The 22,471-nt window shown below is 73.7% G+C and carries 19 protein-coding genes; 12 read left to right on the top strand and 7 right to left on the bottom strand.

Going from position 1 to position 22,471, the window contains the following annotated elements; all coding sequences use genetic code 11:
* The first annotated feature begins 50 nt into the window (after positions 1-50).
* Positions 51-1,343: a sensor histidine kinase gene (locus GSY65_RS16485; RefSeq protein ID WP_159769129.1), complete on the top strand. Its 1,293-nt coding sequence runs from the start codon at positions 51-53 to the stop codon at positions 1,341-1,343.
* On the top strand, positions 1,340-1,978 hold the full coding sequence (locus GSY65_RS16480) for a response regulator (RefSeq protein WP_159769126.1): 639 nt from the start codon (positions 1,340-1,342) through the stop codon (positions 1,976-1,978). The genes GSY65_RS16485 and GSY65_RS16480 overlap by 4 nt, the downstream gene beginning before the upstream one ends.
* Before the next feature lie 69 nt (positions 1,979-2,047).
* Here the strand turns inward: GSY65_RS16480 and GSY65_RS16475 are convergent, their stop codons facing one another.
* Positions 2,048-2,407, bottom strand: a complete 360-nt coding sequence (locus GSY65_RS16475; protein WP_159769123.1) for a DUF952 domain-containing protein — start codon at positions 2,405-2,407, stop codon at positions 2,048-2,050.
* A gap of 169 nt (positions 2,408-2,576) precedes the next feature.
* Entirely contained in the window at positions 2,577-3,599 is a 1,023-nt protein-coding gene (locus tag GSY65_RS16470; RefSeq protein ID WP_236579821.1) for an EamA family transporter, read from the bottom strand.
* A gap of 201 nt (positions 3,600-3,800) precedes the next feature.
* On the opposite strand from GSY65_RS16470, the gene GSY65_RS16465 reads away from it, so the two are divergent.
* The 8 genes from GSY65_RS16465 (at position 3,801) to GSY65_RS16430 (ending at position 14,212) form a co-directional block, all read left to right on the top strand.
* Positions 3,801-4,595, top strand: coding sequence for a TIGR03084 family metal-binding protein (locus GSY65_RS16465; RefSeq protein WP_159769118.1), 795 nt, complete (start codon positions 3,801-3,803; stop codon positions 4,593-4,595).
* Positions 4,592-6,271, top strand: coding sequence for an acyclic terpene utilization AtuA family protein (locus tag GSY65_RS16460; protein WP_159769115.1), 1,680 nt, complete (start codon positions 4,592-4,594; stop codon positions 6,269-6,271). Before GSY65_RS16465 ends, GSY65_RS16460 begins: the two co-directional genes overlap by 4 nt.
* Before the next feature lie 73 nt (positions 6,272-6,344).
* Positions 6,345-7,943: an acyl-CoA carboxylase subunit beta gene (locus GSY65_RS16455; RefSeq protein WP_159769112.1), complete on the top strand. Its 1,599-nt coding sequence runs from the start codon at positions 6,345-6,347 to the stop codon at positions 7,941-7,943.
* Between the two features lie 8 nt (positions 7,944-7,951).
* Positions 7,952-9,805 (top strand): acetyl/propionyl/methylcrotonyl-CoA carboxylase subunit alpha, encoded by a 1,854-nt coding sequence (locus GSY65_RS16450; protein ID WP_159769109.1) that lies wholly within the window; start codon positions 7,952-7,954, stop codon positions 9,803-9,805.
* A gap of 107 nt (positions 9,806-9,912) precedes the next feature.
* On the top strand, positions 9,913-11,046 hold the full coding sequence (locus tag GSY65_RS16445) for an acyl-CoA dehydrogenase family protein (protein ID WP_159769106.1): 1,134 nt from the start codon (positions 9,913-9,915) through the stop codon (positions 11,044-11,046).
* 135 nt (positions 11,047-11,181) lie between these two features.
* A complete protein-coding gene (locus GSY65_RS16440; RefSeq protein ID WP_159769103.1) occupies positions 11,182-12,747 on the top strand; it encodes a 4-coumarate--CoA ligase family protein in 1,566 nt (521 codons plus the stop codon).
* Complete coding sequence (locus GSY65_RS16435; RefSeq protein ID WP_159769100.1) at positions 12,744-13,493, top strand: enoyl-CoA hydratase family protein; 750 nt, start codon at positions 12,744-12,746, stop codon at positions 13,491-13,493. Before GSY65_RS16440 ends, GSY65_RS16435 begins: the two co-directional genes overlap by 4 nt.
* Positions 13,481-14,212, top strand: a complete 732-nt coding sequence (locus GSY65_RS16430; RefSeq protein ID WP_268978206.1) for a TetR/AcrR family transcriptional regulator — start codon at positions 13,481-13,483, stop codon at positions 14,210-14,212. Before GSY65_RS16435 ends, GSY65_RS16430 begins: the two co-directional genes overlap by 13 nt.
* Here the strand turns inward: GSY65_RS16430 and pdxH are convergent.
* On the bottom strand, positions 14,202-14,831 hold the full coding sequence (gene pdxH / locus GSY65_RS16425) for a pyridoxamine 5'-phosphate oxidase (protein WP_159776051.1): 630 nt from the start codon (positions 14,829-14,831) through the stop codon (positions 14,202-14,204). The genes GSY65_RS16430 and pdxH overlap by 11 nt on opposite strands.
* A 220-nt stretch (positions 14,832-15,051) precedes the next feature.
* Here pdxH and GSY65_RS16420 point away from each other — a divergent pair, with 220 nt between their 5' ends.
* Entirely contained in the window at positions 15,052-16,152 is a 1,101-nt protein-coding gene (locus tag GSY65_RS16420; RefSeq protein WP_159769097.1) for a citrate synthase 2, read from the top strand.
* Between the two features lie 13 nt (positions 16,153-16,165).
* Here the strand turns inward: GSY65_RS16420 and GSY65_RS16415 are convergent, their stop codons facing one another.
* Positions 16,166-17,173, bottom strand: a complete 1,008-nt coding sequence (locus tag GSY65_RS16415; RefSeq protein ID WP_159769094.1) for an isopenicillin N synthase family dioxygenase — start codon at positions 17,171-17,173, stop codon at positions 16,166-16,168.
* Between the two features lie 777 nt (positions 17,174-17,950).
* Between GSY65_RS16415 and GSY65_RS16410 the strand changes: the two genes are divergently transcribed.
* On the top strand, positions 17,951-18,994 hold the full coding sequence (locus GSY65_RS16410) for a glycoside hydrolase family 5 protein (protein WP_159769091.1): 1,044 nt from the start codon (positions 17,951-17,953) through the stop codon (positions 18,992-18,994).
* 68 nt (positions 18,995-19,062) lie between these two features.
* On the opposite strand, the gene GSY65_RS16405 is transcribed toward GSY65_RS16410, so the two are convergent.
* The 3 genes from GSY65_RS16405 to GSY65_RS16395 all read right to left on the bottom strand — a co-directional run bounded on the left by GSY65_RS16405 (position 19,063) and on the right by GSY65_RS16395 (position 22,288).
* Entirely contained in the window at positions 19,063-19,725 is a 663-nt protein-coding gene (locus GSY65_RS16405; protein WP_159769088.1) for a maltokinase N-terminal cap-like domain-containing protein, read from the bottom strand.
* Between the two features lie 32 nt (positions 19,726-19,757).
* Positions 19,758-21,296: a PAS domain-containing protein gene (locus tag GSY65_RS16400; protein WP_159769085.1), complete on the bottom strand. Its 1,539-nt coding sequence runs from the start codon at positions 21,294-21,296 to the stop codon at positions 19,758-19,760.
* A 233-nt stretch (positions 21,297-21,529) separates the two neighbouring features.
* Complete coding sequence (locus GSY65_RS16395) at positions 21,530-22,288, bottom strand: SIS domain-containing protein (protein WP_159769082.1); 759 nt, start codon at positions 22,286-22,288, stop codon at positions 21,530-21,532.
* Positions 22,289-22,471: the final 183 nt, after the last annotated feature.

Genomic DNA, 22,471 nt, shown 5'->3' with positions numbered 1-22,471 from the left:
CCTTTCGATGGAGGCCCCGGGGCGCCTGCCTCCGTACCCTGGGACGCACTGTGAACGCCGCCGCCCCCGCCCTGACCCCGACCCCGCGCGCCCTGGCCTGGTGCCTGCACCTGCTGGTCATCGGCCTGCTCGCCCTGGCCGCCGGCCGGGCCGTGACCGGCGACCGGCCCCACGCCGGGTCGATCGTCGCGGCGGCAGCGGCGTGCGGTGCGGTGTACGCGGTCGGGCCCGTGCTGCCGGGCGTGCGCCGCTCGCGGCGGGCCGCCGCGCTGTGGCTGGCCGCCGTGGGCGCCTGCTGGCTGGTGCTGCTGGCCCTGACCCCCGACGCCGTGTGGGTGGCCTTCCCGCTGTACTTCCTCCAGCTGCACCTGCTGCCCCGCCGCGCCGGAGGGGCGGCGGTGACCGCCACCGCGGCGGCGGCCGTCGCGGGCTTCGCCGCCCACCAGCACTCCTTCAGCCCCGCCATGGCCATCGGTCCGGCGCTCGGCGCCGCCGTGGCCGTCGCGGTGGTGTGGGGGTACCAGGCGCTGTACCGGGAGAGCGAACGCCGCCGCCGCCTGATCGAGGAACTCACGGCCACCCGCGCCGACCTGGCCGCCGCCCAGCACACCGCCGGTGTCCTGGCCGAGCGCGACCGCCTGGCCCGCGAGATCCACGACACCCTCGCCCAGGGGCTGTCCAGCATCCAACTGCTGCTGCGCGCCGCCGAACGGGCCCTGCCCCACGCGCCGCAGAACGCCGCCCGCCACGTCGAGCAGGCACGTCAGGCCGCCGTCGACAACCTCGCCGAGGCCCGCCGCTTCGTCGCCGCTCTCACCCCGCCCACACTGGAAGGCACCACCCTGGCCGGCGCCCTGGAACGGCTGTGCGCCACCACCTCCGCCCGGCACCGGCTCACCGCACGCCTGCACCTCACCGGCGCCCCCACCCCGCTGGCGACCGCGCACGAGGTCGCCCTGCTGCGCATCGCCCAGTCCGCCCTGGCGAACACCGTCCACCACGCCGAGGCCACCACCGCCGACGTCACCCTCGGCTACCGCGGTGACCACGTCGCCCTCGACGTCGTCGACGACGGACGCGGCTTCGACCCCGCCGGCCTGCCCGTTCCCGACCCCGAGGCCGGCGGGTTCGGGCTGGCCGCCATGCGGGCCCGCGCCCACGCCCTCGGCGGCACCCTCACCGTCGTGTCCGCCCCCGGCCACGGCACCGCGCTGACCGCCCGGCTGCCCCTGACTCCGCCGCCCGAGACCGAGCCGGAGCCGGAGCCGGGGCCGGAGTCCGTGCCAGAGCCGGAGCCCGAGCCGGAGCCCGCGCCCGCGCCCCAGCCCGAGGCCCGCCCATGACCGACGACACCCCCATCCGCCTGCTCCTCGCCGACGACCACCCCGTCGTACGGGCCGGACTGCGCGCCGTGCTGGAAACCGAGCCGGGCGTCGTCGTCATGGCCGAGGCCGCCACCGCCGAGGATGCCGTCACCCGCGCCGCCGAGGGCGACATCGACGTCGTCCTGATGGACCTGCAGTTCGGCAGGGGCATGGGCGGCGCCGAGGCCACCGCGCGGATCACCGCCCGGCCGGGAGCCCCCCGCGTGCTGATCGTCACCACCTACGACTCCGACGCGGACACCCTGCCCGCCATCGAGGCCGGCGCCACCGGCTACCTCCTCAAGGACGCCCCTCCCGAGGACCTGGCCGCCGCCGTACGCACCGCGGCCGCCGGCCGCACCACACTGGCGCCCACGGTCGCCCACCGGCTGATGAACCGGCTGCGCGCCCCCGGCACCACCCTGACCCGGCGCGAGACCGAGGTCCTCGCCCTGGTCGCCGAGGGCCTGTCCAACCAGGCCGTCGCCGCCCGGCTCCATCTGACCGAGGGCACCGTCAAGTCCCACCTGGCCCGCGTCTACGCCAAGCTCGACGTCGACTCACGCACCGCCGCCGTCGCCACCGCCACCGGCCTCGGCCTCATCCGCCGCTGACCGGGCGCGCGGCGCCCCCAGGGGCGAGGCGCTCGCCGGGAAGCCGGCCGACTCGGTCCCGGCGCCGCCCTACACGTCCCTGAGGCCCGTCGCCCGCCCCTCCGCGTCCCACACCACTTCCCGGACGCCCACCACGGCGTCCCGGTTGAGCGGCCCGAACACATGCGGGAACAGGACGTCGTCCCCGACCCCCGGCGGCGGGGCGGGCGCCGCGGCCTCGAATTCCACCCGGGCGTCGAGCCGCCCCTCGTCGATCATGAGCACGTGCAGCGGCTTCGGCGCGTCCCGGTAGAACGCGTTGACGACGGCGACGGTCGTCGCCTCGTCGGGCGAACAGTGCACGAACCCGTCCTCGGCGAGCGAGCCGGGAGCGTAGGGCTGACCGGGCCGGGAATTCCAGGCTTCGAGCGACACGACGTGGTGGATCATGGCCCGGTTATACAACAACCGACTCGACCGCCCCCGCCCGTCACCCCGGTGACCGGTGACCGGGGACCGGGGCCGCCCTCGCGCCCGACCCCGGCCGCGCGTTCGTCGGTCAGCCGAGCTGTCTCAGCCGCTGCCCGCGACTCTCGGCCACCCGCAGCGCGCCCGGCCCTCACCCCGCCACCTCCGCCTTCCCCCGCCCCACCTGCGTCCGTACCGCCCCCATGCTCGCGCCGATGACCAGCGCGATCGCGAGGGACTCCGCCGCGGACAGGGTCTGGTGGAGGACGAGGAAGCCGGCGGCCGCCGCGAGCGCCGGTTCCAGGCTCATGAGGACGGCGAACGTGGAGGAGGGCAGGCGGCGCAGCGCGAGGAGTTCCAGGGTGTAGGGGAGGACGGAGGACAGCACGGCGACGGCGGCGCCCAGCGCCAGGGTCGTCGGGTCCAGGAGCCGGGTCCCGGACTCGACCACGCCGAGCGGCAGGAACAGCACCGCCGCGACCACCATGGCCAGCGCCAGCCCGTCGGCCTGCGGGAACCGTCGGCCCGTACGGGCGCTGAAGACGATGTACGCCGCCCACATCGCCCCGGCGGACAGCGCGAACGCCACACCGACCGGGTCGAGACCGCCGAAGCCGCCGCTCCCGCCGCCGCCGAGGAGGAAGACCCCGCACAGGGCGAGTCCGGCCCACACGAGGTTCACCGCGCGGCGGGACGCGACGACGGACAGGACGAGAGGGCCCAGCACCTCCAGGGTGACGGCGGGGCCGAGGGGGATACGGGCGAGGGACTGGTAGAAGAGGCCGTTCATCGCGGCCATGGTGATGCCGAAGGCCACGACGGTGCCCCAGTCCGCGCGCGAGTGGCCGCGCAGCCGGGGCCGGCACACCACGAGCAGGACGAGCGCGGCCACCGCCAGCCGCAGAGCCACCACCCCGAGTGCCCCGGCCCGAGGCATCAGCGTCACCGCCAGCGCCCCGCCGAACTGCACCGACACCCCGCCGGCCAGCACGAGACCCACGGGCCCGAGCGAACCGAACCTGCGAGGGCCCGCCGAGGGCGCGGCCGGGGCCGGCGCCGCCGCCGTCGGGGGAACGGACGCGGACGTGAACGCGGACGTGGAGGTGGGCGCAGACGTGGAGGCGGGCGCGGACGTGGACGCGGATCCGGGCCGGTCGGCGCTGGGGAGTGTCACGGGAGCCGTCCAGGGAGCGGGGAGGGAAGGAGCTGTGTTCAGTATGGATGACTGTGCGGTCCAGGCTAGTGGACCAAGACAGGGGTGTAAATCAATTTCGGGGCTTACTCATCGTCAGTTTCCCCGGCCCACGGCGGCAACCCGGCATTAAAAATGCAAGCATGCTTGCTTGTTTAGGGCCGCCCTGCCATCCTCCCCTCCATGGCCGACCCGACGCCCGTCATCGACGACCTCCACGCCGAGAGTGATGAACTCGACGCCCTCGTCGCCGAGTTGCCCGTGGAACGGTGGGCGCTCGCCACCCCCGCGCCACGCTGGACGATCGCCCACCAGATCGCCCATCTCACCTGGACCGACCGTGCCGCCCTGCTCGCCGTCACCGATCAGCGGGCCTTCGCCCACGAGGTGGAGAACGCGCTGACGCAACCCGGCGACTTCGTGGACAACGGAGCCGAGGAGGGCGCGGGCAAACCACCGGACCGGATCCTCGCGGACTGGCGGGCGGCCCGCACGGCCCTGGAGGACGCGCTGCGGGCCGCCCCCGACGGTGCGCGGTACCCCTGGTTCGGGCCGCCCATGGCCACCGCGTCGATGGCGAGCGCGCGGCTGATGGAGACCTGGGCCCACGGCCAGGACGTCGCCGACGCCCTGGGCGTGACCCGTGTCCCCACCGACCGGCTCCGCCATGTCGCCCGGCTCGGCGTCCGCACCCGCGACTTCTCCTTCGGGATGAACTCCCTGACCCCGCCGTTCGAGGAGTTCCGCGTCGAACTCACCGCCCCCTCGGGCGCGTTGTGGGCGTACGGTCCCGAGGACGCCGCCGAGCGCGTCACCGGCCCCGCCGTCGACTTCTGCCTCCTGGTCACCCAGCGCGCCCACCGCGCCGACCTCGCGCTGCGTGCCGAGGGCGCCGACGCCGACCGCTGGCTCGACATCGCCCAGGCCTTCGCCGGCCTGCCGGGGCGGGGGCGCGAGCCGAGGGGGGCGGCGCGATGACCGTCCTGCGCATCGGCAACGCCTCCGGGTTCTACGGCGACCGCTTCGACGCCCTGCGCGAGATGCTCACCGGCGGCGACCTCGACGTCCTCACCGGCGACTACCTCGCCGAGCTGACCATGCTCATCCTCGGCCGCGACCGTCTGAAGGACCCCGCCGCCGGGTACGCGCGGACGTTCCTGCGCCAGCTGGAGGAGTGCCTGGGCCTCGCCCACGAGCGCGGCGTGCGGATCGTCACCAACGCCGGCGGCCTCAACCCCGCCGGACTCGCCGACGCCGTACGGGCGCTCGCCGACCGGCTCGGCCTCCCCGTGCGGGTCGCGCACGTCGAGGGCGACGACCTCACCGCCCGGCACCCCGGCAGCCTCGCCGCCCACGCCTACCTCGGCGGCTTCGGCATCGCGGCCTGTCTGCGGGAGGGCGCCGACGTCGTCGTCACCGGCCGCGTCACCGACGCGGCCCTGGTCACCGGGCCAGCCGCCGCCCACTTCGGCTGGGGGCCGGGGGAGTACGACCGTCTCGCGGGCGCCGTCGTCGCCGGGCACGTGCTGGAGTGCGGCACCCAGGCCACCGGCGGCAACTACGCCTTCTTCGCCGACGGCGACATCCGCCGCCCCGGCTTCCCGCTCGCCGAACTCCACGAGGACGGCAGCTGTGTCATCACCAAGCACCCCGGCACCGGCGGCTTCGTCGACACCGGCACCGTCACCGCCCAACTGCTGTACGAGACGGCCGGTGCCCGCTACGCGGGACCCGACGTCACCGCCCGCCTCGACACCGTACGGCTCATCCAGGACGGCCCCGACCGGGTCCGTGTCGAGGGGGTGCGCGGCGAGGCCCCGCCGCCCACCCTCAAGGTCGGGCTCAACCGGCTCGGCGGCTTCCGCAACGAGGTCGTCTTCGTGCTGACCGGCCTCGACATCGAGGCGAAGGCCGCCGTCGTCCAGGCCCAGATGGCGGACGCCCTCGCCAAGTCGCCGCCGCGGGAGGTGCGGTGGGAGCTGGCGCGGACCGACCACCCCGACGCCCCCACCGAGGAGACCGCCAGCGCGCTGCTCCGCCTCGTCGTCCGGGACCCGAACCCCGAGACCGTGGGCCGCGCGCTCAGCGGGGCCGCCATCGAACTGGCCCTCGCCAGCTATCCCGGCTTCCACGTCCTGCAACCGCCGGGGAAGGGCGCTCCCTACGGGGTCTTCGAGGACGTGTACGTCGACCAGGGGGCCGTGGAGCACACCTCCGTCCTGCACGACGGCCGCCGGATCCCCGTACCCCCGCCGCACGACACCCTCGTACCGCTCCCCGTCGACGAACCGCCCCTGCCCGAGCCGCTGCCGGCCGGGCTGCCCACCCGCCGCGCGCCCCTCGGGCTTGTCGCCGGGGCCCGCAGCGGCGACAAGGGCGGCACCGCCAACATCGGCCTGTGGGCCCGCACCGACGACGCCTGGCGGTGGCTCGCCCACACCCTCACCACCGACCGGCTGCGCGCCCTCCTCCCGGAGACCGCCGACCTGCCCGTCACCCGTCACCCGCTGCCGGAACTGCGCGCCCTGAACTTCGTCGTCGAGGGCATCCTCGGCGCGGGCGTCGCCTCCCAGCACCGGTTCGACCCGCAGGCCAAGGCCCTCGGCGAATGGCTCCGCTCCCGCCACCTGGACATCCCGGAGGTACTCCTGTGACCGCCCGCCGACCCGCCCCGCCGGAGCCCGCCGCCCCGCCGGAGGTCCGCCCCGCCCCGTCGGAGGTGCGCCGGTGACCGTCCTCGCCTCCGCCCTCGACCCGAACGGCCCCGACCACACCGCGAACCGCGAGGCGATGCTCGCCAAGCTCGCCGAACTCGACGCCGAGCACGCCAAGGCCCTCGCGGGCGGCGGCGAGAAGTACGTCACCCGGCACCGGGGGCGCGGCAAGCTCCTCGCCCGCGAACGCATCGAACTGCTCCTCGACCCGGACACGCCCTTCCTGGAACTGTCGCCGCTGGCCGCCTGGGGCAGCGACTACACGGTGGGCGCCTCCCTCGTCACCGGCATCGGTGTCGTCGAGGGCGTGGAGTGCCTGATCACCGCCAACGACCCGACCGTGCGCGGCGGCGCCTCCAACCCCTGGTCCCTGAAGAAGGCCCTGCGCGCCAACGACATCGCCCTCGCCAACCGGCTGCCGTGCATCAGCCTCGTCGAGTCCGGCGGCGCCGACCTGCCCTCCCAGAAGGAGATCTTCATCCCGGGCGGCGCCATCTTCCGCGACCTCACCCGCCTGTCCGCCGCCGGCATCCCCACCGTCGCCGTCGTCTTCGGCAACTCCACCGCGGGCGGCGCCTACGTGCCCGGCATGTCCGACCACGTGATCATGGTCAAGGAGCGGGCGAAGGTGTTCCTCGGCGGCCCGCCGCTGGTGAAGATGGCCACCGGCGAGGAGAGCGACGACGAGTCCCTCGGCGGCGCCGAGATGCACGCGCGCGTGTCGGGCCTCGCCGACCAGTTCGCCGTCGACGAGCACGACGCCCTGCGCCAGGCCCGCCGCGTCGTCGCCCGCCTCAACCACCGCAAGGCCCACCCCGACCCCGGACCCGCGGCACCCCCGAAGTACGACGCGGAGGACCTGCTGGGGATCGTCCCGGCCGACCCGAAGGTGCCCTTCGACCCCCGCGAGGTCATCGCCCGCATCGTCGACGCCTCCGACTTCGACGAGTTCAAGCCCCTGTACGGCACCAGCCTCACCACCGGCTGGGCCACCCTCCACGGCTATCCCGTCGGCATCCTCGCCAACGCCCAGGGGGTCCTGTTCAGCGCGGAGTCCCAGAAGGCCGCCCAGTTCATCCAGCTCGCCAACCAGCGCGACATCCCGCTGCTGTTCCTCCACAACACCACCGGCTACATGGTCGGCAAGGAGTACGAGCAGGGCGGCATCATCAAGCACGGCGCGATGATGATCAACGCGGTCAGCAACTCGAAGGTCCCGCACCTGTCGGTCCTGCTGGGCGCCTCCTACGGCGCCGGCCACTACGGCATGTGCGGCCGCGCCTACGATCCCCGCTTCCTGTTCGCCTGGCCCAGCGCCAAGTCCGCCGTCATGGGCCCGCAGCAGCTCGCGGGCGTCCTGTCGATCGTCGCCCGCCAGTCGGCCGCCGCCAAGGGACACCCCTACGACGACGACGCCGACGCCGCGCTGCGCGCCATGGTGGAGCAGCAGATCGAGTCCGAGTCGCTGCCCCTGTTCCTGTCCGGGCGGCTCTACGACGACGGCGTCATCGACCCGCGCGACACCCGCACCGTTCTCGGCCTGTGCCTGTCGGCCATCCACACCGCCCCCTACGAGGGCGCCCGCGGCGGCTTCGGCGTCTTCCGGATGTGAGGGACCACGTGATCACTTCAGTGCTCGTCGCCAACCGGGGCGAGATCGCCTGCCGCATCTTCCGCACCTGCCGCGGGATGGGCATCCGCACCGTCGCCGTCCACTCCGACGCCGACTCGACCGCCCTCCACACACGAGTCGCCGACGAGGCCGTACGCCTGCCGGGCGCGGCCCCCGCCGACACGTACCTGCGCGGCGACCTCGTCGTGAAGGCCGCCCTCGCCGCCGGTGCCGACGCCGTCCACCCCGGCTACGGCTTCCTCTCCGAGAACGCCGACTTCGCCCGCGCCGTCCTCGACGCCGGCCTCACCTGGATCGGCCCGCCCCCCGAGGCGATCGAGGCGATGGCGTCGAAGACCCGCGCCAAACAGCTCATGGGCCTCGCCCCCCTCACCGAGGTCACCGAGGCCGACCTCCCGGTCCTGGTGAAGGCCGCCGCGGGCGGCGGCGGCCGCGGCATGCGCGTCGTCCGCCGCCTCGACGACCTCGACGCCGCCCTGGAGGCCGCCCGCGCCGAGGCCACGAGCGCCTTCGGTGACGGCGAGGTGTTCACCGAGCCGTACGTCGAGGACGGCCGCCACGTCGAGGTGCAGATCCTCGCCGACACCCACGGCACCGTGTGGGCCCTCGGCACCCGCGACTGCACCCTGCAACGCCGCCACCAGAAGGTCGTCGAGGAGGCCCCCGCCCCCGGTCTCCCGGAGCACCTCGAAGCCGAACTGCGCACCCTCGCCGTGCGCGCCGCGCACGCCGTCTCCTACGTCGGCGCCGGCACCGTCGAGTTCCTCGTCGCCGACGGCCGCGCCCACTTCCTGGAGATGAACACCCGACTCCAGGTCGAACACCCGGTGACGGAGGCCGTGTTCGGCCTCGACCTGGTCGCCGAACAGCTCCGCGTCGCCGAGGGCGCCGCCCTCGCCGCCGACCCCCCGGCCCCGCACGGCCACGCCGTCGAGGCCCGCCTCTACGCCGAGGACCCCGCCACCGGCTGGACCCCGCAGACCGGCACCCTGCACCGGCTGACCGTCCCCGACGACGTCCGCGTCGACACCGGCTACACCGACGGCGACGAGATCGGCGTCCACTACGACCCGATGATCGCCAAGGTCGTCGCCCACGCCCCCACCCGCGCCGAGGCCCTCCGCAAGCTCGCCGGCGCCCTGGAGCGCACCACGATCCACGGCCCCACCACCAACCGGGCCCTGCTGGTCCACTCCCTGCGCCACGACGAGTTCACCACGGCCCGCATGACCACGGCGTTCTACGACCGCCACCTGCCCCGTCTCACCGACCCCGCCCCCGATCCGCACGCCCCCCTGGCCGCCGCCCTCGCCGACGCGCGCGCCCACGGCGACCCCCGCTTCGGCGGCTGGCGCAACCTCCCCTCCGGCCCCCACACCCGGCGCTACGAACGGGCCGGTGAGGAACACGAGGTGACGTACCGTCACACCAGGAACGGCCTGGAGGCCGACGGCGTGACCGTCGTCCACACCGACGCCGACCGGGTGGTCCTCGAAGCCGACGGCGTCCGCAGGACGTACGAGGTGACCCGCTACGGCGACACCCGTTACGTCAACACCACCGAGCTGAGGGCCCTGCCCCGCTTCCCCGACCCCACCACCGTCCAGGCCGCCGGTTCCCTCCTGGCCCCCATGCCCGGCACGGTCGTCCGCCTCGCGGAAGGCCTGACCCAGGGCGCCACCGTGGAGGCGGGCCAACCCCTCCTCTGGCTGGAGGCGATGAAGATGGAACACCGGATCACCGCACCGGCGACGGGCACCCTGACCAGCCTGAACGTGGCCGTGGGCGACCAGGTGGAACCGGGCGCGCTCCTCGCCGTGGTCGAAGGCGACCACCGCTAGGGGCGCGGGGACGTACCGACATGCGGCTGCGCCGCGTGAGCGCCACCACCCCCCCACGCACCCGCACACTCCACCCGACCGATGCACCCTCCCCTTCAGGAGCCCTCATGTCCTCCGTGATCGAATCCGAAGAACACCAGGCCCTACGGGCCGCGGTCGCCGCCCTCGGCAAACGCCACGGCCGCGACTACGCCCCCGAGGCCCTCTGGTCCGAGGCCGCCAAGCTCGGCTACCTCGGCGTCAACCTGCCGGAGGCGTACGGCGGGGGCGGCGGCGGCATCTACGAACTCTCCATCGTCCTGGAGGAACTCGCCGCCGCCGGCTGCCCCCTGCTCATGATGGTGGTGTCCCCGGCCATCTGCGCCACGGTCATCGCCCGCTTCGGCACCGACGACCAGAAGGCCGCGTGGCTGCCCGCCCTGGCGGACGGCACCCGCACCATGGCCTTCGGCATCACCGAACCCGACGCCGGCTCCAACAGCCACCGCATCACCACCACCGCCCGCCGCGACGGCGCCGACTGGCTGCTCACCGGCCGCAAGGTCTTCATCTCCGGCGTCGACAAGGCCGACGCCACCCTCATAGTCGGCCGCACCGAGGACGCCCGCACCGGCAGCCTGAAGCCCTGCCTGTTCATCGTCCCCCGGGACACCCCCGGCTTCGCGTACCGGCCCATCGACATGGAAATCCGGGCCTCCGAGTGGCAGTTCGAGCTGGCCTTCGACGACATGAGGCTCCCCGCCGACGCGCTCGTCGGCGACGAGAACGCCGGCCTGCTCCAGTTGTTCGCCGGCCTCAACCCCGAACGCATCATGACGGCCGCGTTCGCCCTCGGCATGGCCCGCTACGCCCTCGGCCGCGCCGTCGAGTACGCCCGCGAACGCACCGTGTGGCGTCAGCCCATCGGTGCCCACCAGGCCATCGCCCACCCCCTCGCCCAGTCCCACATCGAGGTCGAACTGGCCCGCCTGATGATGCAGAAGGCGGCCCACCTCTACGACAGCGGGGACGACGCGGCCGCCGGCGAGGCCGCCAACATGGCGAAGTACGCCGCCGGCGAGGCCTGTGTGAAGGCCGTCGACCAGTCCGTGCACACCCTCGGCGGCAACGGCCTCACCCGCGAGTTCGGTCTCGCCTCACTGATCACCGCCTCCCGGGTGTCCCGGATCGCCCCCGTCAGCCGGGAGATGATCCTCAACTACGTCTCCCACCAGACCCTCGGCCTGCCCAAGTCCTACTGACGTCCCGTGACGTCCCCCTGAGCCGCGCCCCACCCGCACCCAGTCACCGACGCCCCCACAGGTGGTGAACGGCGGCCGCCGGGCCCCCAGCCGCGCACGCCGCAGCCGACTCCAGCCGTACTGCCAGGAGGAACCATGTTCCGCAGCGAGTACGCAGACATCCAGCCCGTCGACCTGCCCATCCACGACGCCGTCCTCGGCCACGCCGCCGACCACGGCGACACCCCGGCGCTGATCGACGGCGTCGAAGGCACCACCCTCACCTACGCGCAGCTCGACCTCTTCCACCGGCGGCTCGCCGCCGCCCTCACCGAGGCCGGCCTCCGCAAGGGAGACGTCCTCGCCCTGCACAGCCCCAACACCATCGCCTACCCGACCGCGTTCTACGCCGCCACCCGCGCCGGGGCCACCGTCACCACCGCGCACCCCCTCGCCACCGCCGCGGAGTTCGCCAAGCAGCTCACCGACTCGGGCGCCCGCTGGATCATCACGGTCTCCCCGCTCCTCGACACCGCACGCGCCGCCGCCGAACGCGCCGGCGGCGTGCGGGAGATCCTCGTCTGCGACAGCGCCCCCGGCCACCGCTCCCTCATCGACCTGCTCGGCACGACCGCCCCCGAGCCGGTCGTCGACATCGACCCGGCGACCGACCTCGCGGTCCTGCCCTACTCCTCCGGCACGACCGGCGTCCCCAAGGGCGTCATGCTCACCCACCGGTCGATCGCCACCAACCTCGCCCAGCTCGAACCCGTGATGCCCGCCGCCCCCGGCGACCGCGTCCTCGCCGTCCTGCCGTTCTTCCACATCTACGGCCTCACCGCCCTGATGAACGCCCCGCTGCGCCGCGGCGCCACCGTCGTCGTCCTGCCCCGCTTCGACCTGGAGGTCTATCTGGCCGCCATCGAGAAGCACCGCATCACCCACCTCTACGTGGCGCCGCCCATCGTCCTCGCGCTGGCCAAGCACCCCGCCGCCGAGCGGTACGACCTGTCCTCGGTCCGGCACGTGCTGTCCGCCGCCGCGCCCCTCGACGCCCGGCTCGCCGCCGCGTGCTCCGCCCGCCTCGGCCTGCCGCCCGTCGTCCAGGGCTACGGCATGACCGAACTCTCGCCCTGCTCCCACCTGGTCCCCCTCGACCAGGCCGCCGCCGCGCCCCCCGGCACCGTCGGCAAACTCATCGCCGGCACCGAGATGCGGATCGTCTCCCTCGACGACCCCGCCGAGGACGTCCCCGTCGGCGAACCCGGCGAGGTCCTCATCCGGGGCCCCCAGGTCATGAAGGGCTACCTCGGCCGCCCCGACGCCACCGCCGCCATGATCGACGCCGACGGCTGGCTCGCCACCGGCGACATCGCCCGCTGCGACGCCGACGGCTGGCTCCACGTCGTCGACCGCGTCAAGGAACTCATCAAGTACAAGGGCTTCCAGGTCGCCCCCGCCGAACTCGAAGCCCTTCTCGTCACCCACCCCGGCATCGCCGACGCCGCCGTCATCGGCCGCTACAACGACGACGGCAACGAGGTCCCGCACGCCTTCGTCGTCCCCCACCCCACCACCGCCCTCACCGAGGCCGACGTCATGACGTACGTCGCCGAACGCGTCGCCCCCTACAAACGCGTCCGCCACGTCACCTTCGTCGACGGCGTCCCCCGCGCGGCCTCCGGGAAGATCCTCCGCCGAGAACTCAGGGAGCGCCTGTGACGGACACCCCCGCACCCCTCGTACGCACCGCCCACCACCGCGGCATCACCACCCTCACCCTCGACTCCCCGGCCAACCGCAACGCCCTCTCCGCGGACCTCGTGCGGGAACTGTCCGAGGCCCTCGCCCACTGCGGCAAGGACGACGCCACCCGTGCCGTCCTCCTCACCCACACCGGCACCACCTTCTGCGCCGGCGCCGACCTGCGCCGGCCGCCCCGCCCCGAGGCCCTCGTCGGGCTGCTCCGCGACATCCTCGACCTCCCCAAGCCGGTCGTCGCCCGCGTCACCGGCCACGTCCGCGCCGGTGGCCTCGGCCTGCTCGGCGCCTGCGACATCACCGCCGCCGGACCCGACGCCACCTTCGCCTTCACCGAGGTCCGTATCGGTGTCGCCCCCGCCGTCATCTCCCTCACCCTGCGCCCCCGCACCGACCCCCGCGCCCTCGCCCGCCACTACCTCACCGGTGAGCGGTTCGGCCCCGACGAAGCCGCCCGCATCGGCCTGCTCACCGCCGCCGGCCCCGACGTCGACGCCGTCCTCGAACCCGTCCTCGACGGACTGCGCCGGGCCGCGCCGGGGGCCCTGAGGGAAACGAAACGCCTGCTCACGGCTAAGGTGCTGGAGAACTTCGACCAGGACGCGGACGAACTGACCCGGCTCTCGTCCCGGCTGTTCGAATCCGACGACGCCCGCGAGGGCATGACGGCCTTCCTCGAAAGACGGGAACCGGGATGGGTGCTGTGAGCACGGCGGACACATCGGCGGGCAGGCACAGGAAGACGACGGACGCGACGGGCACCGCGGGGCCGACGGCGGACGGGGGCACCCCTGCGCCGGCCGGCCCGCCCGCGGGCACCGCCGCCGTCGCCGAACGCGGCCCCAAGCAGGACCGCAGCCGCGTCACCCGCAAACGGCTCCTCGAAGCCGCCGTGTCCTGTCTCGCCGAACACGGCTGGGCCGGCTCCACCGTCACCGTCGTCGCCGAACGCGCCGGCGTCTCACGGGGAGCCGCCCAGCACCACTTCCGCACCCGCGAGGACCTGTTCACCGCCGCCGTCGAGTACGTCGCCGAGGAACGCTCCCGCGCCCTGCGCGCCCTCTTCCCCGAGGGCCCCGCCGACCGCCGCGCCGTCGTCGCCGCCCTCGTCGACCTCTACACCGGCCCCCTCTTCCGGGCCGCCCTCCACCTCTGGGTCGCCGCCTCCAACGAGGAACAGCTCCGCCCCCGCGTCACCGAACTGGAAGCCCGCGTCGGCCGCGAGACCCACCGCATCGCCGTCGAACTGCTGCGCGCCGACGAGTTGGTCCCCGGGGTGCGTGAAACCGTCCAGGGCGTCCTCGACATGGCCCGCGGCCTCGGCCTCGCCAACCTCCTCACCGACGACACCGGCCGCCGCGACAAGGTCGTCACCCAGTGGGCCGCGCTCCTCGACGAGGTCCTGGACCGCCCCGCTAAGGGCTGAGCCGCTCCACCCGCCACGACCCGTCCGGCAGCGCCACGTACCGCAGCCGGTCGTGCAGCCGGTCGTACCGGCCCTGCCAGAACTCCACGCTCCGCGGCACCACCCGGAAGCCGCCCCAGTGCGGCGGCACCGGCACCTGCTCGCCCTCCGGGTACCGGGCGGCCAGCTCCGCGTACGCCGCGTCCAGCTCCGCCCGCGACGCGATCACCGAGGACTGCGCGCTCGCCCACGCCCCGAGCTGCGACCCGTGCGGCCGCACCCGGAAGTACGCCGCCGTCTCGTCCCGGCCCGTCCGCCGCGCCGTCCCCGTCACGATCACCTGCCGGGCGATCGCGTGCCACGGGAAGAGCAGCGACACCTGGGGGTTCTCCGCCAGGTCGCGCGCCTTGCGGGAGCCGTAGTTCGTGTAGAAGACGAAGCCCCGCTCGTCGTACGCCTTCATCAGCACCGTACGAGAACTCGGGCGCCCCTCGGCGTCGGCCGTCGACACCACCATCGCGTTCGGCTCGAACACCCCGCCCTCCCGCGCGGCCTCCAGGAACCACCGCCCGAACTGCTCCATCGGGGCGGCGGCCAGCTCGCTCTCGTCGAGCCCGTCGGCGCGGTACTGCTTGCGCATCGCGGCGGGATCGGGCACGGGCTCCAGACCGGGATCGTTCACATGGTCATCCTGCCGTATCACCCGCGGCCCCCGCCGACCGACGGCCCTCCCGCCCTGTTGTGGCACTGAGTGCCGCAGACTCTCCCCAAACGTGGCACTCAGGCGTATCGTGCAGGAACATTCTGGAAGGACCCCGAACAGCCGATCCCCTGTCGCACACATCACGAGGAGCCGCCTGATGTCCGACTTCGTACCCGGTCTCGAAGGAGTCGTCGCGTTCGAGACGGAGATCGCCGAACCGGACAAGGAAGGCGGCGCGCTCCGCTACCGCGGCGTCGACATCGAGGACCTCGTCGGCCACGTCTCCTTCGGCAACGTCTGGGGCCTGCTCGTCGACGGCGCCTTCCGCCCCGGCCTGCCGCCCGCCGAGCCCTTCCCCATCCCCGTCCACTCCGGCGACATCCGCGTCGACGTCCAGTCCGCCCTCGCCATGCTCGCCCCCGTCTGGGGCCTCAAACCCCTGCTCGACATCGACGAGGAGCAGGCCCGTGCGGACCTCGCCCGCGCCGCCGTCATGGCCCTGTCCTACGTCGCCCAGTCCGCCCGCGGCCAGGGCCTGCCCATGGTCCCGCAGCGCGAGATCGACAAGGCCCACTCCGTCGTCGAACGCTTCATGATCCGCTGGCGCGGCGAACCCGACCCCAGGCACGTCGCCGCCGTCGACGCGTACTGGACGAGCGCCGCCGAGCACGGCATGAACGCCTCCACCTTCACGGCCCGCGTCATCGCCTCCACCGGCGCGGACGTCGCGGCGGCCCTCTCCGGCGCGGTGGGAGCCATGTCCGGCCCCCTCCACGGCGGCGCCCCCTCCCGCGTCCTCGGCATGATCGAGGAGATCGAGCGCACCGGCGACGCCGACGCCTACGTCAAGCAGGCCCTCGACAGGGGCGAACGCCTGATGGGCTTCGGCCACCGCGTCTACCGCGCCGAGGACCCCCGCGCCCGCGTCCTGCGCCGCACCGCCCGCGATCTCGGCGCGCCCCGCTTCGAGGTGGCCGAGGCCCTGGAGAAGGCCGCCCTCGCCGAGCTCCACGCCCGCCGGCCGGACCGCGTCCTCGCCACCAACGTCGAGTTCTGGGCCGCCATCGTCCTCGACTTCGCCGAGGTCCCGGCGCACATGTTCACCTCGATGTTCACCTGCGCCCGCACGGCCGGCTGGTCCGCCCACATCCTCGAACAGAAGCGCACCGGCCGCCTCGTGCGCCCCTCCGCCCGCTACACCGGCCCCGGCCCCCGCAGCCCTCGTGAGATCGAGGGCTACGAGGACATCGCCCACTGACGCGGGCGACGGGTCACGCGGGGCTCAGCAGCCCCGCGTGATGCCGCTCCGCCACCAGCGGATGCGCCCGCAGCTTCCCCTTCAGCTCGTTGTACCCGTACTCCGCGAACAGCGGGTTCGCCGGATCGTCGGTCACGCCCGGCGCGGCCGACGCGTACGGGAAGACCAGCGGCTCTATCCGCGCGTCCAGCCGGGGGTTGTAGAAGAACGGCACGGAGAACCGTTCGGTCGCCCCGGGCGGGCTCACCACGCGGTGCTTGGTCGCCACCAGATACCCCTGGGTGGCCACCTCCAGCAGCTCCCCGAGGTTCACCACGAAGGCCCCGGGGACGGGCGGCACGTCGTGGAACTGCCCGTCCTCCCGCTCCACCTGCAATCCGCCCACCTGGTCCTGCAGCAGCAGGGTCAGGAACCCGTAGTCCTTGTGGGCCCCCACCCCCTGGTCGGCGCCGTCCCCGGCGCTGCCGGGATAGCGCACCAGCTTCAGATGCGGGTGCGCCGCCTCCCCGAAGATCGGCGCGTAGAAGTCCGCGGGGGCGCCGATCGACACCAGCAGCTCCCGCAGCAGCCGGTCGGCGACCCCGCTGAGCCGGTCGATCCACCCCAGTGCGACCTCGCGCAGCTCGGGCAGCGACTCGGGCCACTGGTTGGGGCCCTGGAGCCACCAGTACGCGGGCTCCCCGTCGGCCGGCACCCGGGCCGGCCGTTCGGCGCCCACGTCCAGCTGGTCCCGCCAGTCCTGCCGGCCGGCGGTCCGCTCGTCCCCGGTGCGCGTGTAGCCCCGGAAGTGCGGCGACCGCACGTTGTCGAGGGCGAGCCGCTCACGCTCGGGCAGGGCGAAGAACCGTCGCATGACGCGGGTGAGCCGGTCGATCTCGGTCTGCTCCACCCCGTGCCCGACGAGCTGGAAGAACCCGACGTCGTGGGCCGCGCTGTGCAACTGCGCGCGCAGCAGGGCGCGCGCCTCGGGGCCGCGCCCGGCCGCCGAGAGATCGATGAGGGGAAGCTGCTGGTACATCATGAGACACGTCCGCAGGGTGTACGGGAGCCCGCGCCGACGCCGGGGGTGGGGCGGGGCCGCGGGTGCCAGGTGGAAGGGCAGGACAGCAGAGACGGGGAGGACCGAAGAGGCCGGTCTCAGGCGGAACGCCGACAGCCCATGCTCGTGACGCGCACGAAATCCACGTGCCGGCGTCGAACAAGCATCAGAACCATGCCCCCAGAGTACTCCGCCCCCTAGAAACGGAGACGACCCGCAGGCTCAGGTCTCTCTTCCGAAGGAAGGGAGAGCCGGCCGGACGTACCGGCGAGCCCGCGGGTCGGGTGACTGCGTTGGATTGGCCGGCTGCACGCCCTGGGGCGTACGGGTCCGGCGCCGAACCGAGTACGACGGCGGACGACTAGCCCGCAGTCACCTCTTCCGTCCGGTATTCATACATCTGCCGAACCACCTCCTCTCCGAAGTGGGCACCACATTAGGCAGCCGGATGGAGCCGCTCAAGCGGTTTTTCCGAGAGATTTTCCCGTCTCCCTCCAGGGCCCTGATCGCGACGGTGAACCCCGTTCGCCCGCCGACGGGTGGGCACGGCGAGGCCCGGCGCCGGATCGGTCATGTCTCGCGCCGTGGTCCCGCGCTCCGTGCCGACCGGTCAAGAGGTACACGAGGCTCGTTTCTTGATGAGATTTGGTGTGCTGATGTGTTGACCTCTGTTTGAGATCTCTTCTACGTTGCGGAAGCCACAGAGCCGCCGACCTGTTGTCGAGGTTTCGCGGACGCAACTGCCCAGAAAGGGATGTCGTGCCACGAAAGAACCATCGCGGGACCGCGTGTCTGGGGGCGCTGCTGGCCTGCGCCACGGTGTCCGGCGGGGCCCTCGCCGCCCCGGCGTCCGCCGCCTCCGCGTCCGACTCCGCCACCGGCAGGGCAGTCCTCCCGGTGAGCGCCTTCAAGGGCGTCAACTGGGCGGACCCGCGCGACAACTACGCCGACGACGCCGTGGTCCCCTCGGGCCTGTCCACGTCCGACAGCTACGCCACCACCTACGCCAAGTCCAGCGCGATCATCGGCGGGTTCGCGAAGCTCGGCGCCAACACCGTCCGCCTGCCGGTCAACCCGACCTCCGTGAACGGCCCGTTCTGGAAGTCGTACCGGGGGGCGATCGACGCCGCCACCGCCAAGGGCTTCAAGGTCATCCTGGGATACTGGGAGGCCGACAACGCCAAGGACGGCAAGGTCGACGACCGGGCCGCATGGGACCGTATGTGGGCGCGGATCACGTCGTCGTACGCGGGCAACTCCCAGGTGTACTTCGAGCCGATGAACGAGCCGTTCGGCTACACCTCGCAGGAATGGCGTGATGTCGCCGCCCGCTGGGTCAGGACGCACCGCTTCGTGCCGCGTGACCGGATCCTCGTCGGCGGCATCAAGTACAGCGAGGACGTCAAGCCGGTGTGCGCGGACAGCCGGTTGGACGGCACCCGGATCGCACTGCACAACTACGGCTTCTGGCACACCGACTGGACGAGCGTCGAGCAGTGGAAGGCCGACTTCAAGGAGCGCATCGGCACCTGCGCCTCGCGCACCGTCCTCGACGAGTTCGGCGCCTCCATGACGACCGGCCTCGACTACAACGGCCCGGTGGGCGGCTCCAACGAGGTCGCGTACATCCAGGCCGCGACCGACATCATCCGTGAGCTGGGCCTCGGTTCGGTCTACTGGCCGGGACTGCGCAACGGCGACACGTACTCCCTGACCACCCTCCAGGGCACCGGCACCCGCCTCAGCCTGAAGGTGAACAACCAGAGCGGACTGGACCGACTGCACTGGGCGTGGAAGCGGTGACCTCCGGCCGGGCGACCGCGCCGCGCGGCCGACACTGACTCCCCGCCGGACCCGGCGACCGCCCCGCGTCAGCCGTGCAGGACGGCGAAGACGGCGCGGGCGCGGCTGCCGTCCGGCAGGTCCCAGTGGCCCGAGACATGGCCCGCGGCGCCCTCGGGGCGGTCGGCCGCGGTGTCCGGGGCGGCCCGCAGGACCCGGTGCAGACGCAGCGTGAGACCCGGCGCGACCGCGACGGCGGTGGCGTCCCCGTCGTCCTCGGCGCAGGGCGCGTCCCCGGCGGGCGCCGGGCACAGCGGCGCGGAGACCGCGCAGGAGCGGACGATCTCGTGGTCCGGGGTGTCGGTGAGGCTCTGGGCCTGGGCCTGCGCGCGGCCCTCGAACAGGGCGAGCAACTCCGCGACGAGGACCGGGTCGTGGCAGCCGTCGTAGACCCAGCGCGTGCCGAGCACGCCGTGCTCGGTGGTGCCGACGAGGGCGTGCTCGCCGCCGCCGAGAGGGGCGCCGCGGTAGGTGAGGGGCGCCAGGTAGTGGACGGGCTCGGGGCCGGCGGTGTCGGTGGCCACCATGAACTCGATACCGACCTCCCCCGCCGGGTCGTCGAGCCGGAACCCGCCGGCCCTGGCCAACCGCGGCTCACCCGCGCCGCCCCGGTACCACGGGCGGCCCGGCAGCCAGGCGGTGAGCAGTTCGAGCTTGGTGGGCGTGAGGGTGGTGCGGTGAATGATCGCCATCCCCCGATTCTCCCGGCCCCGGCCCCCGGCGCCTACCGCGCCGCTTTCCCCAGGGCCTCCAGGTCCAGGGCCGCCGCGATGCGTACGGCGACGTCCTCCGCGTAGAGGGAGTCGGTGCGTTCGAACGGGGTGCGGCCGGCGCCCCGGAGGAAGGTGACGACGCCGAGGGTGCGGCCCCGGCTGCGCAGCACGGCGCACAGGGCGTGCACCGTACCCGGCGGCCACTGGCGGGCGGCGGCCCAGTCGCGGGCGGCCTCCGGGCCGGCGGACCCGGCGCTCGCGCGTACCGATCCGGCCCGTTCCACGCACTGCAGGGCGGGATGGCCCCGGCCGTAGCGGACGGGGATGCCGGCGTGCCCGGCGAGGTGGCTGGGGCCGGGCGCGCCGGCGGGCGTCGCGGCGACCCGTACGAGCCGTACGGGCCCGTCGTCGGCCGGCGCGGTGCCCGCGACCCGGTCGATGAGCGCGTGGTCGGCGAACCCGGCGAGGGCGAAGTCGAGGTGCACCGTGGCGGCCTCGCCGGGGTCCTCGCACTCGGCGGCGGCGCGCGCCGCCCGGTGCAGCTGGTTGACGCGGAAACGGAGGAGCGCGGCCTCCTGCTCGGTCTGCTTGGTCTCGGTGATGTCCTGGAAGAGCCAGCCGACGCCGAGGGGGACGGGTTCCTCGGCCAGCGGGGAGGCGAGGCGGAGGAAGCCGCTGCGCCAGCAGCGACGTTTCTCCCCGTCAGGGGTCCGGACGCCGACCCAGATCTCGGCGGGCGCGGGCGGGGCGCCCTCGGCGAGGACATGGGTGAGGGCGCTCTCGACTTCCTCGACGCCCTGGGTGAGGAGTTCGCCGAGCGGGCGTCCGAGGACGGCGGTGCGCCCCATGCCGAGGGAGCGGGCGGCGTGCGCGTTCACGACGGCGGGCCGCAGGTCGGCGTCGACGAGGACGACTCCCCACGAGGCGTCCTCGAAGAGCGCCTCGCTGAGCGCGATGGACCGTTCGAGGTCGATCTGGGCGTGGACCTCGCTGAAGGCGCAGTACAGGCCGGCGGGTTTGCCGTCGGGGCCGCGCACGGCGGCGGACTGGGTGCGCACGAGGACGCGTCCGCCGTCCTTGGTGACGAGGGCGAACTCGTGGACCTGCCGTCCGGAGGCGTGCATGGCGGCCATCAGCCGCGTCTCGATCTCCTCCGCGTCGGCGGTCCGTACGGCCCAGCCGGCGAAGCCGCGCCGTCCGACGGCGTCCTCGGCGCTCCAGCCGAGGATGCGTTCCGCCTCACGGTTCCAGTGCGTGACGACCCCGTCGGCGTCGAAGGCGCACAGGGCCGCGTCCATGCCGTCGAGGAGGGCGGCGAGGAGGTCCGCGTCGCCGGGATCCACGGAGTCCATGGCGTCCTCCGTGTCGATGTCGTCCGTGTGGTCTATGTCGTCCATGTGGTCTGTGCCGTCTGTGCCGTCTGTGCCGTCGGTGTGGCCGGGGCCCGCGCCGTCGTCGCTCCGCGCGCTCCGGCCCGTGGCCGGACCGTTCTTCTCGGGCTCCTCGGGCCCCAGTGCGTCGGCGGCCCCTTTACGCCGGGAAGCACTCACCTGAACCCCCTGCAGGCTGCGTTGCGTCCGCGCGTACGGCGCGTCGGTTCGCTCACTTGTCATCATTCAACTCGAACGTGACCCAGCCCACATCTGGTTCACGCAAGATTCGGACGAAATCGTTGTACCCCGGATTTCCCTGTCATCGTTCCCCCGCACCCCCGCCCCGCACACCCGGGAGGCGGGTCCGTCCCGCCCGGCCGGGTCGGTGTCGGCGCAGGTGGCGGGCGGTGTCAGTACAGGTAGAAGATCCGGTCGCCGTACTCCCGGAAGACGTGGTCGTTCCAGTCGAGGCCGCCGTCGACGTTGCCGGACCGCAGCAACGGGGGCTGTACGCCCCGGTCGGCGAGGTCGGTGGCGGCGGTGGCCATGACCGCCTGGAGGAGCGCGGAGGTGACGACGGTGGAGGCCGGGGCGAAGGGGGCCGGCACGGCGTCGTGGGTGAGTTCGGCGTCGCCGACACCGATCTTGGAGTCGAGGACGAGGTCGCAGTGGTCCTTGAGGAAGGTGCCCGAGGAGTGGCGCGAAGTCGTCGCGGTGGCGTACGCGACGGAGGTGACGCCGACGACCTTCACGCCGAGCGTGCGGGCGTGCCGCGCCATCTCGACGGGCAGGGCGTTGCGCCCGGACAGCGAGATGACGATCAGGAGGTCGCCGGCGCGCAGAGGGCTGCTGTCGAGTACGGCGGTCGCCAGTCCGTCGACCCGCTCCAGCGCGGAGCCCAGCGTCGCGGGCAGCACGTCGACGCCGACGGCGCCGGGGACGGCCAGCAGGTTCATCAGGGCGAGACCACCGGCCCGGTAGACGAGGTCCTGGGCGGCGAGCGAGGAGTGGCCCGCGCCGAACGCGAAGAGACGGCCGCCGTCGACGACCGTGTCCGCGACGAGTTTCCCGGCGGCGGCGACGGTGTCGGCCTCCTCGTCCCGTACGCGCTCCACCAGCCCGATCGCCGCGTCCAGGAAACGCCGTGCCGCCGCAGTGCCGTCCGCCATGCCCGCACCCCTCCGTCCGTCCGACCTGCGATCACGTTAGAGGTCTGGACCAGTGGGGTGTCAATACGGCGGCCGGGCAGAGAGGCAGGGGAGAGGCGGGGGAGAGGCGGGGAGGGCGCGGGAGGGCGGTGCCCACCCCGGTGTCCCCGAAGGGCATGCGGGGAGGGCACCCTGGGAATACGG

It is taken from the genome of Streptomyces sp. HM190 (assembly GCF_009857135.1).
In the GTDB taxonomy this organism is placed as follows: Bacteria; Actinomycetota; Actinomycetes; order Streptomycetales; family Streptomycetaceae; genus Streptomyces; species Streptomyces heilongjiangensis.
Note: the sequence above shows the minus strand (reverse complement) of the source record. Positions and strands in the feature narration are given on the sequence as shown.

Bases quoted from the DNA above. Each gene is read 5' to 3' on its own strand.
- GSY65_RS16480 (WP_159769126.1), top strand. From the start codon at position 1,340: ATGACCGACGACACCCCCATCCGCCTGCTCCTCGCCGACGACCACCCC.
- GSY65_RS16475 (WP_159769123.1), bottom strand. From the start codon at position 2,407: ATGATCCACCACGTCGTGTCGCTCGAAGCCTGGAATTCCCGGCCCGGT.
- GSY65_RS16465 (WP_159769118.1), top strand. From the start codon at position 3,801: ATGGCCGACCCGACGCCCGTCATCGACGACCTCCACGCCGAGAGTGAT.
- GSY65_RS16460 (WP_159769115.1), top strand. From the start codon at position 4,592: ATGACCGTCCTGCGCATCGGCAACGCCTCCGGGTTCTACGGCGACCGC.
- GSY65_RS16445 (WP_159769106.1), top strand. From the start codon at position 9,913: ATGTCCTCCGTGATCGAATCCGAAGAACACCAGGCCCTACGGGCCGCG.
- GSY65_RS16440 (WP_159769103.1), top strand. From the start codon at position 11,182: ATGTTCCGCAGCGAGTACGCAGACATCCAGCCCGTCGACCTGCCCATC.
- GSY65_RS16430 (WP_268978206.1), top strand. From the start codon at position 13,481: ATGGGTGCTGTGAGCACGGCGGACACATCGGCGGGCAGGCACAGGAAG.
- pdxH (WP_159776051.1), bottom strand. From the start codon at position 14,831: ATGCGCAAGCAGTACCGCGCCGACGGGCTCGACGAGAGCGAGCTGGCC.
- GSY65_RS16420 (WP_159769097.1), top strand. From the start codon at position 15,052: ATGTCCGACTTCGTACCCGGTCTCGAAGGAGTCGTCGCGTTCGAGACG.
- GSY65_RS16415 (WP_159769094.1), bottom strand. From the start codon at position 17,173: ATGATGTACCAGCAGCTTCCCCTCATCGATCTCTCGGCGGCCGGGCGC.
- GSY65_RS16405 (WP_159769088.1), bottom strand. From the start codon at position 19,725: ATGGCGATCATTCACCGCACCACCCTCACGCCCACCAAGCTCGAACTG.
- GSY65_RS16395 (WP_159769082.1), bottom strand. From the start codon at position 22,288: ATGGCGGACGGCACTGCGGCGGCACGGCGTTTCCTGGACGCGGCGATC.